This window comes from Pseudoduganella sp. jia 12 (assembly GCF_055502675.1).
In genome coordinates, this window is the sequence record NZ_JBUXKP010000003.1 from 569,948 (window position 1) to 583,442 (window position 13,495).

Below are 13,495 nucleotides of genomic sequence, written 5' to 3' on the forward strand. Positions count from 1 at the left end.
CGTCAGGCCCCGCCGTCCGCCTCCGCCAGGCAGGACGCGAGGATCGCCACCGCATCCTGTTCGCGCAGCTTTTCCGCGACCTGGTCGCCCAGCTGGGCCGCATCGGTGGCGGGGCCGTGCACCTCCGCGCTGGCGATGCGCTTGCCGTCCGGCGTGGCGACCATCGCGCGCAGGTGCATCCCGTCGCCATCGATCGTCGCATGGGCGGCCAGCGGCACCTGGCAGCTGCCGCCGAACACCTTCGATACGCGGCGCTCGGCCGTCACGGCTTGCGCCGTGGGCACGTGGTTCAGCGGCGCCAGCAGCGCCACCAGGTCGACGCCGTCGGTGCGGGCGGCGATCTCGATCGCCATGGCGCCCTGCCCGGCGGCCGGCAGGCTCTCGGCCGGGTCGAGCACGGCACGGATGCGCTGCGGCAGGCCCAGGCGTTTCAGGCCGGCGGCGGCGAGGATGATGGCCGCGTAGTCACCGCGGTCGAGCTTGCCGAGACGCGTGTCGAGGTTGCCCCGCAACGGCCTGATCACGAGGTGCGGATGGCGCGCCGCGATCAATGCCTGGCGGCGCAGGCTGCTGGTGCCGACGATGGCGCCCGCCGGCAACTCGTCCAGCGACGCGTAGTCGTTCGACACGAAGGCATCGCGCGGGTCTTCGCGCTCGAGCACGGCGGCCAGCGCGAAGCCTTCCGGCAGCTCCATCGGCACATCCTTCAGCGAGTGCACGGCCAGGTCGGCGCGCCCCTCGGCCATGGCCACCTCGAGTTCCTTCACGAACAGACCCTTGCCGCCCACCTTCGACAGCGTGCGGTCCAGGATCTGGTCGCCGCGGGTCGTCATGCCGAGGATCTCGACGGAACACTGGGGATATAATAAAGACAAGCGTGCGCGCACGTGCTCGGCCTGCCACATGGCGAGGCGGCTTTCGCGCGAAGCGATCACCAGCCTGGATGGAACCTGCAAATGCACTTGAGTCCCGAGCACTTCAGTCCCGACAATTTCAGAGGTATTCAAAGCCGCTTCTTTCCTGTACTTTTCGCTATATTTTCAATAATTATTTCGCTGCTGCCCACGCTGACCGGCGTGCACCAGTAAGCTGCGCGTGAGGATGTGCCTTACGATGGATCACAAATTCTAGCACGCGCCTTCCCTGCAGCCGTGGCCACGAGCCCAATGCACCGAACCACAACTTTGCCACTTCGTAGCGATCATTCCATGGTTAATCAAGCAAGTGCTGGTCAAGTGGCTGAGCCACACAACGAACAAGGCGCCGCCGACAAGGACGCGCCGTTGAAAGAAGATATCCGCCTGCTCGGCCGCCTGCTCGGCGACGTGCTGCGCGAACAGGAAGGCGAGGAAGTCTTCGCCGTGGTGGAAACGATCCGCCAGACCGCCGTGCGCTTCCGCCGGGAGGCGGACGCCGGCGCCGCGAAAGAGCTGGACGGCATGCTGAAGATCCTGACGAAGGAACAGACCATCTCGGTGGTGCGCGCCTTCTCCTACTTCTCCCACCTGGCCAATATCGCGGAAGACCAGCACCACATCCGCCGCCGCCGTGCCCACCTGCTGGCGGCTTCGGCGCCGAGGCGCGGCAGCATCCGCTTCGCGCTCGCCAAGCTGAAGGAAGCCGGCGTGGGCCAGGAAAGCGTGCAGGACTTCTTCCAGGAAGCGCTGATCGCGCCCGTGCTGACCGCCCACCCGACCGAGGTGCAGCGCAAGTCGATCCTGGACGCCGAGCACGACATCGCACGCCTGCTGGCCGAACGCGACCTGCCGCTGACGCCGCGCGAACGCGCCGCCAACCTGCACATGCTGCGCGTACGCATCGCCACCCTGTGGCAGACCCGCATGCTGCGCTACACGAAACTGACGGTGGCCGACGAGATCGAGAATGCGCTGTCGTACTACCGCATCACGTTCCTGCGCGAAGTGCCGGGCCTGTACGACGATATCGAATGCGATATCGCCGAGCAGTATGGCGCCGGCGACGCGCCGGCCGGGGTGCCGCGCATCGAAGCGCCCTACCTGCAGATGGGCAGCTGGATCGGCGGCGACCGCGACGGCAACCCGAACGTGAACGCCGAGACGATGCAGCATGCGCTGGCCCGCCAGGCCACGACCATCCTCGATTTCTATCTCGACGAAGCGCACGCGCTGGGCGCCGACCTGTCGGTCTCCACGCTGATGATCGGGTGCAGCCCGGCGCTGCAGGCGCTGGCCGATGCGTCGCCGGACCAGTCCGACCACCGCGCCGACGAGCCCTACCGCCGCGCGCTGATCGGCATCTACGCGCGCCTGGCCAGCACGGCCCGCGCACTGGGCGCCACCAATATCCTGCGCAAGGAAGTGGGCCATGCCGAACCCTATGCGGGAGCGGCGCAATTCTCGGCCGACCTGCAGGTGCTGATCGATTCGCTGGAAGCGAACCACGGCGGCATGCTGGCGCGCCCGCGCCTGACAACGCTGAAGCGCGCCGCCGACATCTTCGGCTTCCACCTGGCCTCGCTGGACATGCGCCAGAGTTCCGACGTGCACGAGCGCGTGCTGACCGAGCTGTTCGCCCGCGCCGGCGCGCTGCCGAACTACGCGGAGCTGGACGAGGATGCCAAGGTAAAACTGCTGCTGGAAGAGCTGGACCAGCCACGCCTGCTGTATTCGCCCTACCTCGACTACACGGAAGAAACGCAGACCGAGCTGTCGATCTTCCGCGCCGCCCGGGAAATCCGCCGCCGCTACGGCGAACGGGCGATCAGCAACTACATCATCTCGCACACGGAAACCGTGTCCGATTTGCTGGAAGTGCTGGTGCTGCAACAGGAGACAGGATTGCTGCGCCGGAATGCCGCCGGTGAAACGACGGCGGACCTGATGGTGATTCCGCTGTTCGAAACGATTCCCGACCTGCAGCGTGCCGCCGGCATCATGGAAGCGGTGATGGCGCTGCCGCTGGTGAACAAGCTGATCGACCAGCGCGGCCGGATCCAGGAAGTGATGCTGGGGTATTCGGACTCGAACAAGGATGGCGGCTTCCTCACGTCGAACTGGGAGCTTTACAAGGCCGAGATCGCGCTGATCGAGGTGTTCGGCAAGGCCGGCGTGAAGCTGCGCCTGTTCCATGGCCGCGGCGGCACGGTGGGCCGCGGCGGCGGCCCGAGCTACGAAGCGATCCTGGCCCAGCCGAAAGGCACCGTCAACGGCCAGATCCGCCTGACGGAACAGGGCGAGATCATCGCGTCGAAATTCTCGAACGCGGAGATCGGCCGCCGCAACCTGGAGCGCCTGGTCGCCGCCACGCTGGAAGCGAGCCTGATGCCGGCCGCGCACCCGGAGCACGGCGAACGGCTGGCCGGCTTCGAGGCCGTGATGGCGGACCTTTCCGACCGCGCCTACAAGGCCTACCGCAACCTCGTGTACGAAACGCCGGGCTTCACCGACTACTTCTTTGCCGCCACGCCGATCGCCGAGATCGCGGAGCTGAACATCGGTTCGCGCCCCGCCTCGCGCAAGTCGACCAAGCGCATCGAAGACCTGCGCGCGATTCCCTGGGGCTTCTCGTGGGGCCAGTGCCGCCTGCTGCTGCCGGGCTGGTATGGCTTCGGCAGTGCCGTTGCCGGCTGGGTGGCGGAGGGCAACCACGACGAGCGCATGGCCCAGCTGCGCGACATGGCCGGGCACTGGCCGTTCTTCGCGACACTGCTGTCGAACATGGACATGGTGTTCGCCAAGACCGACCTGGCGATCGCCTCGCGCTACGCCGAACTGGTGCCCGACAGGGAACTGCGCGAGCGGATCTTCAAGCGCATCGGCGACGAATACCGGCAAACGCTGGAGGTGCTGGAAACCATCACCGGCGTGACCGAACGGCTGGCCGGCAACCCGCTGCTGGCACGCTCGATCCAGAACCGCTTCCCCTACCTCGATCCGCTGAACCACCTGCAGGTCGAGCTGATCAAGCGGCGCCGCGCGCTGGCGGTCGATACGGACAAGGCCGATCCCCGCGTGCACCGGGGGATCCACCTGTCGATCAACGGCGTGGCCGCCGGGTTGCGCAACACGGGCTGAGTATCAGCCACGATGCCGGCTTGTTGCCGGCAACAAGCAAGCGGGCCTGCGGGCCCGCTTTTCGTTGCCGGTACCGGCATCACGCCTTCGACGACAGGGCCACGATCGCGGCGCCCGCGGCGAGGATCAGCACATCCTCGATCAGGCCGCTGCGGGTCTGGCCGATGTGAGCGATCGCCTCCTTGCGGGCCGCGAGGGTCAGGTAGGAAAGCGGCACGGCAGTTGCCACCGCGACCGCCGCGCCGGCCCCTTCCCGGCCTTCGGGCGCCAGCGCCGCCCCGGCGATCCCCGCGCTCAGCACGCGTGCGAGCAGTCCCAGGGGCACGGTGCGGTCCGGCGCGGACTTCATCTTGTCCCCGGCCAGCTCCCCCGCCCCCATCGCCAGCGCGCCATACTTGAACAGCGGGTTATCCAGCAGCACGAGCCGCCCCGGTGTGTGGCGGCCCGCAAGGCGCGCCGTGGCGATGGTGGCCATTGGCGTCATCGACCGCGCGCTGGCGACGGCGCCGATCAGGATGGAGGGAAGCAGGCTGCGAAGATTCATCTTTTAAACTCCTGAGCAGGTGGACATGGGAGCGGCCATCCAGCGTGGCCGCTGCTCGACTATAAACATGTCCTTGCCGGCGTGTCGCCAGCCACGCCCGGCGTCAGTGCCGGCCGAACACGAGGCTGGCGTTGACGCCGCCGAAACCGAAGCCGTTGGAGATGGCGTACTCCGTCGCGATCCTGCGGGCCGATCCGCCGACGATGTCGATGCCTTCCGCCGCCGGATCGGGCCGTGCCAGGTTCAACGTGGGCGGCGCTACCTGGTCGCGCAGGGCCAGCACGGTGAAAATCGCTTCCACGCCGCCGGCGGCGCCGAGCAGGTGCCCTGTCGACGACTTGGTGGCCGATACGGCGGGACCGCGACCCGTGCCGAAGATCGCCCTGATGGCCGCCAGTTCGCTGGTGTCGCCGACCGGCGTGGAGGTGGCATGGGCGTTCAGGTGCCCGATCTGCGCGGGTGCCAGGTTCGCCTGCCGGATCGCCAGTTCCATGGCGCGCCGGCCGCCGGCGCCGTCCTCGGGCGGTGACGTCATGTGATGAGCGTCGGCGCTCGTGCCATACCCCAGCAGTTCCGCGATCGGCGTCGCGCCGCGGCGCAATGCGTGCTCCAGTTCCTCGATGACCAGCATGCCCGCCCCTTCGCCCATGACGAAGCCATCCCGTTCGACATCGAAGGGGCGCGATGCCCGGGCCGGATCGTCGCTGAAGCCGGTCGACATCGCCCGGGCGGCGGCGAACGCGCCGAGGCTGACGCGATCGATGCAAGCCTCGGCGCCACCGCACACGGCGATATCGGCTTCCCCGGCACGGATCAGGCGGGCCGCATCGCCGATGGCCTGGGCGCTGGCCGCGCACGCCGTGACGGGCGCGCCGAGCGGGCCGCGAAAGCCGTGGCGGATGGAGATATGGCCGGCGGCCATATTGGCCAGGAAATTGGGAACGGTGAAGGGCGACAGCCGCTTCGGCCCGCGGCCGTCGGTGGTACGTACGGCCTCCACGATGGCGCCGAATCCGCCCACGCCCGAGCCGACGATGGTGGCCGTCCTTTCACGCTCGCTGTCGGTGCCGGGCTGCCAGCCGGCCTGGGTCAGGGCTTCCTGCGCGGCGGCCAGGGCGAACACGCTGAACCGGTCCATTTTCTTCTGGTCCTTCGGCGCCACGGCCAGGGCGGGATCGAAGCCCCATGGGCGGTCCGGCGCCAGTTCCGGCACGATGCCGGCAACCTTGGCCGCAATCCCTTCCGTGACAGCCGCGGGCAGCGCAGCCAGTCCCGACTGGCCGTCCAGGAGGCGGCGCCATACGGCTTCCACGCCACAACCCAGGGGCGACACCATCCCCATCCCGGTCACGACAATTCGTCTTGTGTTCATGCATGCTCCTCGGCTGGCCAATGACGGCAGGTATGGATAAGCGAAATACATCAGCTGAATACTTACGCTGAATACGTAAGCTGAATACGTAAGCTAAATACGTAAGCTGAATATGTAGGCGAAATACGCCATGCCACGATCGTGACGACCGGCGTACTGCGTCGAAAGGTGGCCCAGTATAGGGAGACTGGGCGGGAAAGGCTGGCGGATCGCGCCAACGAATATGCATAATGCGCCATAATGATCGAACGATGAAAACGCCCCTGCAAGGCACCCTCACCCTTTCCGGCCACTTCCTGCACGGGATGCTGCACCACGTTCGCACGCGCCGCGGCGACGAGGTGGCGGCACAGGTGCTCGCGGGAGCCGCCATTCCCCCGTCCCTGCTTCACCAGCCGGACGCGCGGCTGACGCGCCAGCAATATGTCGCGCTGTACCGCACGGTCGCGGCCACGCTCGACGATGAAATGCTGGGACTGTGGTCGCGACCGATCCGCACCGGCACGCTGAAGTACCTCATGCTCAGCCTGCTGGATGCGCCGACCGTGCTGGTGGCGCTGAACCGTTTTGTCCGCTTCTGGAACCTGCTGCTCGACGATTACCGGCTGCACATCTCGACGAAAAACGCCCTGGTACGGCTGGCGCTCGTGGAACGTGCACCCGGCACGCCGGTCACGCCGCTCGGGCACGAGTTGATGATGAAGCTCGTGCACGGCATCGCATCCTGGCTGCTTGGCAGGGAGGTCGGCCTGCACCGCGTGGCATTCAGTTTCGCCAGGCCCAGGCACGCGGACGACCATGCATTCCTGTATCCGGGCGAAGTGCATTTTGATGCGGGCACGACGGGCATTTACTTTGCCTACCAGGATTGCGCGGCGCCGTTCAAGCGCGAAAAGCATGAACTGTGGGCGTTCCTGAAACGTGCGCCGGAAGACTGGACATTCAGCGCACTGCATCGCGGTTCCACGGCGGCCAGGGCGCGTGGATATCTCGAACAGCATCTTCCTCGGCCGGTGACGATACAGGATCTCGCCCAGGCGCTGTACACGTCCGTTCGCACCCTCAACCGCCGTTTCGCCGAGGAAGGCACGCATTTCCAGGCGGTGAAGGACGGCCTGCGACGCGATATCGCCGTCCACCGGCTGGCAAGTTCGAACACGGGCGTGGCCGCGCTGGCCTTCGAACTGGGCTTTTCGGACGCCACGGGTTTCTGCCGCGCGTTCAAGCAATGGACGGGCAGCAGCCCTGCCGAGTATCGAAAGGGCTCCCGCCTGGGTGAATGACGATGGCGACAGCCACCCTTGGCGGTTCAGTCGGCCGTCGGATGGCGCTGCATGAAGCTCGCCACTGCACTGCCAACCTCCGGGGCAAGCGGCAAGGCTGGATCGCCGTAGGCGGCATGGTTCGCGCCCACATCGCCGGATGCCACCGCCTTGAGGACATGGTTGACATCGGGGAGCAGCACCAGCGTGGCGTGCGGGACGGCCCGCGCCAGCAGGCGCGCATCGGCTTCGCTGACCTGGAGATCGCGCTTGCCCTGCAGGACCAGGACCGGCTTGCGGTAGTCCGCGAGCAGGCGGGGCGGGTCGTATGAAAAGGCACTGACCAGGAAACCCTGGACGCGCGGCGCGAACAGCGCCTGCAGTGCCGGATGCATGGCGGCGGTATCGACCCGGCGCCCCTGTTCGAGCGCATCGATTGCCGGCAACGCCTGCCCGAGCAGCGGCGCGTTCGCCGGATTCGCCTTGAGCTGCTCGCGCAGCACTTCAGCGAGCCGTCGCCCGGGGGCGGCCACCAGCACGAGGCCGCAGATGCCCGACTGGCTTTGGGAAGCCGCCATCGCGACCAGGCCTCCTTCGCTGTGCCCGATGAGCCACACGCAGGCGGCGCCCGTGCGCTGGCGCAGCGCCGCGATCCAGGCCCCCGTGTCGCTCGCGTAGTCGGCGATCGTCACCGCGTTGGCGTCCGGCGTTGCCGCGGCGCTCGCGAACATGCCGCGCTTGTCGATGCGCACCGTCGTCACGCCGCGCGCGGCCAGGTCTTCGGCAAGCAGTTTATAGGTGGATGCCCGAATACCCAGCGGGCTGTTGCCATCGCGGTCCGTCGGGCCGGAACCGGGGATGATCAGGGCCACCGGGCTCGGGACCGCACCGGATACAGCGCCGGGGGACAGCATTTCCCCTTTCAGGGGACCCGTGGGACCTGGCGCTTCGACCGGCGTTCGTATGGGCTGGCCGTGCGCCAGGGCCGCGGCCATGCACCACAGAGGCACTGCCGACAGCAGGCGGTTCGGTTTCGTCATTTTCGGCGCTTTCATGCCAACTCCAGCAGTTCCCGCTCGGCCAGCTTCAGGAAAAATGCCACGAAGAAGCCGATGCCTGCAGGATTTTGATTGAATCGAATGTCCTAGCCACCGGCACGTTTCGGATCGTGACCCTGCTTTCTGAGAAACTCCATGGCGAGTTCACAATGATCGCCCTGCACTTCGATGACGCCGTCCTTCACTGTTCCGCCCGAGCCGCAGGCCGTGCGCAGCGCCTTGCCCAGGGAAGCCAGGGCGACGGCATCGAGCGCCAGCCCCTTGATGACGGTGACGCTCTTGCCGCCCCGGCCCTTGGTCTGGCGCGATACGCGCACAACGCCGTCGCCCAGGATGGCGGTTTTGGCATTGCATGCACACGCCGAAACGGGATGGCGGCATTCAGGGCACATGCGCCCGCCATCGGTGGAATAGACGAGACCACCACTCGCGCGATTTTTCATGATTTAATGATATCGAAATTTGGCTGCTCCCGCCGAGGTCCGGGCCTCATGGGGAATGAAACGAGCATTGTATGCGGCTTGCCCGGGATGCAGGCTGCTTGTCCGTTGAAAGACATCCGATGGCGAAAAAAACGTACGAGGAATATCTCATCGAGCAAAACCCGGCTATCGCGGCGATCGCTGCGGATTACGCCGCGCTTGGCGTGGCGAATCCCCTGCTGTGGGCCAAATCCGAATTCGAGGGCAAGGATCCTTATGCGGCCTGCCTGTTCGGCCATGCGCTGCGCAGCGAGATCCATCCGCCCGACGATCACGTCTGGATCGATGCCGCGCGCGAGGGCGACATGAACTTCGAAAACGCAACGTTGCAGGCCCAGGTCGCCGAGACCATGCGTTACCTGGAGCAAAGCGGCATCGACCTGCGCCGGCTGACGCCGCTGGTCCGGGCAGTACAAACGCAAGTGGTGGCGCAAATTGCGTCGACCCTGGACGAAGGCCCGGAACTCCTATGCCTGCCCTTGCCCAACGGCCGCAAGGCTCATTGGGGGGTGTTCAGTGTCGACGAGGACGACATGCCGGGGCTGCAGATCGATGTGCGGGCAGTGGTGAACGATCCTGAAGAGCTGTAACGTCCGCCCTGCCGGCATTGGCGCATGCCGGCACTTGCGCAGTTCATTACCCTGTGCGGGCATTCCGTCGCAATCCGCCGGTTGCTCCACCGGCCGCTGTCCTAGAATCGCATCACCATACAATCACGATAAAAGGTCTTGCCATGCGCCCTGTCCTGTCCCGCTTTGTGTCCCGCTCTTTGCCTTACCTGCTGCTGTGCCCTGCCTTCCTCGCCACCTCGGCCCATGGCGCCGAGGATGCGCGCCAGCTCGGCGCCTTCCGCGCCATCGCCATCCACGGCCCGATCAACATCGAAGTCCACGCCGGCAAGGCGCAATCGGTGAAGGTGCTGGGCCGGCCCGAGTTCATCGGCAAGGTGACCACCAGCGTGAAGGCCGACGAGCTGCGGATCGACTACGCGGAGAAGAACAACGTGTCGCTCAAGGACGGCGACAGGATCGTCATCACCGTGCCCTCGCTGGTCAAGTGCATCGTCGAGGGTGCCGGCCAGGTCGTCATCGACAACGTGAAGGAAGAGCGGCTCGACCTGCAGTTCGAAGGTGCCGGGCGGCTGGAGGCGAAAGGCAGCACGAAGTGGCTGCGGCTGAAGGCGCGCGGCGTGGGCGAGGTGGTCACGCAGAACCTGAAGACCGAGCGCGCCGACGTCAACTTCGAAGGCATCGGCGACGTGAAGGTGCACGCGAGCCAGACGCTGAACGCCGTCGTGCGCGGCATGGGCAGCCTCACCTACTTCGGCAAGCCGAAGTCGCTGAACAAGTCGGTCTCCGGCATCGGCAACGTCACGGCAGGCGACTGAGGGGTCAAGCGGCCGACAGGCTGGCGTGCCGCAGCACGCCATTGCGCTCGAAGCCCAGCGCTTCATACAGCGCGATCGCACGCGCGTTCTGCGCCCCCACGTGCAGCATCGGTGTCACGCCCTGTGCCTGCATGCCATGCATGATATGGCGCACCAGCCGCCGCGCATGCCCCCGCCCGGTGCAATCGGGGTGCGTGCAGACGGCGCTCACCTCGCGCAGTGCGCCGAAATCCATGCGCTCGCCGGCCAGGGCGACCAATCGCCCCTCGTCACGCACGCCCACGTAGCGGCCCATCGTGCCGGTGCGGGCGCGGAAATAGCCGGGGAACGCCACGGCGGTCAGCGCCTGCATGGCCGGGTCCAGCGCATCGAGTTCGCTTGCTTCATCGCCCGGCGGGCGCGCGATCGGACCGCCGCGGTACACCATCTGCAGCACGGCCGACAGCTCCTTCATGTGCCAGCCATCGGGCACCGCAGGAATCGCGCCAACGAAATACACATCGCCCGGCAGCCGTTCCAGGTCGGCCACGGGAACCTGCATGCCGTGCTCCGGCACCGCGCAGAACGGCGCCACGTCGGCTTCGTAATGCAGCATCTCGCCCAGCTCGCGCGCCAGGTGGCGCTGGCCGCTCGTCAGCGCGGCCCAGACCGGGTTGGCCAGCCTTTCCATCGTCTTCCTCCTCGTCGAGGGGGTATACTGCCCGCTTTTTCGCGAAGATTCCACGATGAGCGCCCTGCCACCCTGCCCGCAATGCGGTTCCGAATTCACCTACCAGGACGGCGCCAGTCTCGTTTGCCCCGAATGCGCCCATGAATGGCCGCCCGCTTCCGCGGCAGCGGACGCTACCGCCAATGCTGCGCGCGTGTATCGCGACGCTTCCGGCAACGTGCTGCAGGATGGCGATACGGTCACCGTCATCAAGGACCTGAAACCCAAGGGCTCCGGCGGCGTGATCAAGCAGGGCACGAAGGTCAGGAATATCCGCCTTGTCGACAGCGATCACGATATCGACTGCAAGATCGACGGCTTTGGCGCGATGAGCCTGAAGTCGGAATTCGTGCGCAAGGCATGACCCGTCCCGGCAAACGATTTCAATTGCTTTAAAAACAATCCAATCCTACAATCGCCGAGGCTCCTCACTCAAGGCACTGTATGGCATTCAACGTATCGCTCCGTTCCGGACCTCTTGCACGTGTTACACAGGTTGCACAGGTTGCACGTCTTGCACCGCTTGGCGCCCTGCTGCTGGCATGGCATTGCGGCCCGGCCTTCGCCGCCGCCTGCGGCAAGGCCCCGACGGGCGAACTGACCGCGCAGCGGATCGCCGCCGCGGCACCGACGCGCACCGGCCCGCAGCTGTACGAAGGGCCCGTATGGATCAAGGATGCGCTGTACTTCTCGGATTTCGGCCACGCGGGCGGCTTCCCTTCGCGCATCCGCAAGCTGGCTGCCGACGGCACCGTCAGCACCTTCCTCGAGGATAGCGGCAGCAACGGGCTGGCGGTCGACGCGCAAGGCGACCTGGTCGCCGCCACGCACAAGTACAAGGCGCTGTCGCGCTACGCGATGGCCGACAAGGCCCGCAGCGCCATCGCCGAACGGTACGACGGCAATGTGTTCAACTCCCCGAACGACATCGCCATCGCCGCCGATGGCACGCTCTACTTCACCGACCCGGACTACCAGAAGGCCGCGGCACCCGGCGGCCAGCCGGTGACCGGCATCTACCGCGTGGGCGCGGACGGCAAGGTGACGCTGGTGGACGGCACGCGGCGCAACCCGAACGGCATTGCGCTGTCGCCGACCGGCGACCTGCTGTACGTAAACGCCGGCGATGGCGAAGTGCGCGCCTATCCGATCGCCGGTGGCATGCCTGGCGCCGGCCGCGCGTTCATCAAGGGTATCGATGGCGGTGACGGCATGACGCTCGACTGCCACGGCAACCTGTACGTGACAGAACATGGCGCGCGCCGCGTGCGCGTGTTTTCGCCGCAGGGCAAGGAACTGGCGACGATCCGCGTGGATGCCAACGTCACCAACGCGGCCTTCGGCGGCACCGATGGCCACACCCTCTTCATCACGGGCGACCGCGCGCTGTGGCGCATCGCGCTCGACGTTACCGGCCAGCCTTACTGAACAGGCTTGCTGAACGGGCTTGCTGAACAGGCTTTCTGAAGGCCCGCCGCGGCCGCGGCGGGCAGTGGTATGTAGTGAATCCAACCCCTCGAGGAGATCTGCATGCGTAAAACAAGCTTCCTGCTCGCACTGCTGGTAATGCACGGCGCAGCCATGGCCCAGGCGGGCTTTGGCGAAAGCCGCGTCGAACACAGCCTGGCTACCGACGTCAACGCCGCGGGCCTCATGGCCGGCGAGATCCGCAACGAGGATGGCCAGCGCCGTGCGGTGGTCTACCGCAACGGCCAGGTCACGCATCTCGGCACGCTGGGCGGCACAGACAGCTATACGACCGCCATCAATGCGGCCGGCACGGTCACGGGCGGTGCGCTGGACGGCAGCAAGCGCTGGCGCGCGTTCCGCTGGCAGGCCGGGGCAGGCATGCGCGACCTGGGCACACTGGGCGGCGGCGGCAGCCTGGGGATCGCGATCAACGCGGCGGGCACGATCGCCGGCTATGCCGATATCGAGGATGGCAGCTTCCACGCCTTCGTGCACGACGGCGAAAAGATGACGGACCTCGGCACCCTCGGCGGCCTGAACAGCCATGCAGCCGGCATCAACAACGGCGGCATGGTGGTGGGCGCGGCGCAGCTGGACAACGGCTACCGGCACGCCTTCATGTGGACCGCCGCGGGCGGCATGCGCGACCTCGGCACGCTGGGCGGCAGAATCAGCGCCGCCACGGCGGTCAACGACAGCGGCATGGTGGTGGGGGCGTCCGAAACGGCCGACCGCAAGTGGCACGCCTTCCTGCACGACGGCACGAAGATGGTCGACCTCGGCGCGATGATCGGCCAGGGCCAGAGCTATGCCACCGGCATCAACGCGGCCGGCGACGTGGTCGGCACGATCCGCTTCCGCGACAATGCGCCGCTGACCTTCGTCTACAAGGATGGCCGGATGCGCATCCATCCGAACCGCAACGGCCTGTACGAGACCAGCAAGATCACCGACGACGGCAAGGTGGTCGGTGCCCACTACACGGGCCACCGCTACCAGGCGTTCACGGTGCCGTCCACGATCGACCTCACGTACAAGAAGCAGTCGTCGGACTACGTGCTGGTGGCGCTGCTGGTGCTGATGCTGGGCTGGTGCCTGCGCAAGGGTTACGCGCACTGGCGTCATGGCGTGCTGGGCAAGCCGTCGATTTATTGAG

The 13,495-nt window shown here is 66.6% G+C and carries 13 protein-coding genes; 7 read left to right on the top strand and 6 right to left on the bottom strand.

Annotated elements, in window-relative coordinates:
* Positions 1 to 2: 2 nt before the first annotated feature.
* Positions 3 to 962 (bottom strand): hydroxymethylbilane synthase, encoded by a 960-nt coding sequence (gene hemC, locus ACY65G_RS08615; RefSeq protein ID WP_464996940.1) that lies wholly within the window; start codon positions 960 to 962, stop codon positions 3 to 5.
* A 204-nt stretch (positions 963 to 1,166) separates the two neighbouring features.
* Between hemC and ppc the strand changes: the two genes are divergently transcribed.
* The gene (ppc, locus tag ACY65G_RS08620; RefSeq protein ID WP_464996941.1) at positions 1,167 to 4,055 is read left to right on the top strand and encodes a phosphoenolpyruvate carboxylase; all 2,889 of its coding nucleotides are present in this window, start codon (positions 1,167 to 1,169) and stop codon (positions 4,053 to 4,055) included.
* Positions 4,056 to 4,134: 79 nt separating this feature from the next.
* Here ppc and ACY65G_RS08625 read toward each other — a convergent pair whose 3' ends face one another.
* Together ACY65G_RS08625 and fabF are read right to left on the bottom strand one after the other, a co-directional pair.
* The gene (locus tag ACY65G_RS08625; protein ID WP_464996942.1) at positions 4,135 to 4,599 is read right to left on the bottom strand and encodes a hypothetical protein; all 465 of its coding nucleotides are present in this window, start codon (positions 4,597 to 4,599) and stop codon (positions 4,135 to 4,137) included.
* A 103-nt stretch (positions 4,600 to 4,702) separates the two neighbouring features.
* On the bottom strand, positions 4,703 to 5,971 hold the full coding sequence (gene fabF, locus ACY65G_RS08630) for a beta-ketoacyl-ACP synthase II (protein WP_464996943.1): 1,269 nt from the start codon (positions 5,969 to 5,971) through the stop codon (positions 4,703 to 4,705).
* A gap of 251 nt (positions 5,972 to 6,222) precedes the next feature.
* Between fabF and ACY65G_RS08635 the strand changes: the two genes are divergently transcribed.
* A complete protein-coding gene (locus ACY65G_RS08635) occupies positions 6,223 to 7,254 on the top strand; it encodes an AraC family transcriptional regulator (RefSeq protein ID WP_464996944.1) in 1,032 nt (343 codons plus the stop codon).
* A gap of 26 nt (positions 7,255 to 7,280) precedes the next feature.
* Here the strand turns inward: ACY65G_RS08635 and ACY65G_RS08640 are convergent, their stop codons facing one another.
* A complete protein-coding gene (locus tag ACY65G_RS08640) occupies positions 7,281 to 8,288 on the bottom strand; it encodes an alpha/beta hydrolase (RefSeq protein WP_464996945.1) in 1,008 nt (335 codons plus the stop codon).
* Positions 8,289 to 8,377: 89 nt separating this feature from the next.
* A complete protein-coding gene (locus tag ACY65G_RS08645; protein ID WP_464996946.1) occupies positions 8,378 to 8,734 on the bottom strand; it encodes a translation initiation factor Sui1 in 357 nt (118 codons plus the stop codon).
* A gap of 119 nt (positions 8,735 to 8,853) precedes the next feature.
* Between ACY65G_RS08645 and ACY65G_RS08650 the strand changes: the two genes are divergently transcribed.
* On the top strand, positions 8,854 to 9,363 hold the full coding sequence (locus tag ACY65G_RS08650; protein ID WP_464996947.1) for a hypothetical protein: 510 nt from the start codon (positions 8,854 to 8,856) through the stop codon (positions 9,361 to 9,363).
* 143 nt (positions 9,364 to 9,506) lie between these two features.
* Positions 9,507 to 10,160: a GIN domain-containing protein gene (locus ACY65G_RS08655; RefSeq protein ID WP_464996948.1), complete on the top strand. Its 654-nt coding sequence runs from the start codon at positions 9,507 to 9,509 to the stop codon at positions 10,158 to 10,160.
* Positions 10,161 to 10,164: 4 nt separating this feature from the next.
* On the opposite strand, the gene ACY65G_RS08660 is transcribed toward ACY65G_RS08655, so the two are convergent.
* Positions 10,165 to 10,830, bottom strand: coding sequence for a GNAT family N-acetyltransferase (locus tag ACY65G_RS08660; protein ID WP_464996949.1), 666 nt, complete (start codon positions 10,828 to 10,830; stop codon positions 10,165 to 10,167).
* A gap of 55 nt (positions 10,831 to 10,885) precedes the next feature.
* On the opposite strand from ACY65G_RS08660, the gene ACY65G_RS08665 reads away from it, so the two are divergent.
* From ACY65G_RS08665 to ACY65G_RS08675, 3 genes are all read left to right on the top strand, one after another.
* Positions 10,886 to 11,233 (top strand): zinc ribbon domain-containing protein YjdM, encoded by a 348-nt coding sequence (locus ACY65G_RS08665; RefSeq protein ID WP_464996950.1) that lies wholly within the window; start codon positions 10,886 to 10,888, stop codon positions 11,231 to 11,233.
* Positions 11,234 to 11,313: 80 nt separating this feature from the next.
* Positions 11,314 to 12,297, top strand: coding sequence for an SMP-30/gluconolactonase/LRE family protein (locus ACY65G_RS08670; RefSeq protein ID WP_464996951.1), 984 nt, complete (start codon positions 11,314 to 11,316; stop codon positions 12,295 to 12,297).
* Positions 12,298 to 12,399: 102 nt separating this feature from the next.
* A complete protein-coding gene (locus ACY65G_RS08675) occupies positions 12,400 to 13,494 on the top strand; it encodes an HAF repeat-containing protein (protein ID WP_464996952.1) in 1,095 nt (364 codons plus the stop codon).
* The last annotated feature ends 1 nt before the right edge of the window (position 13,495 follow it).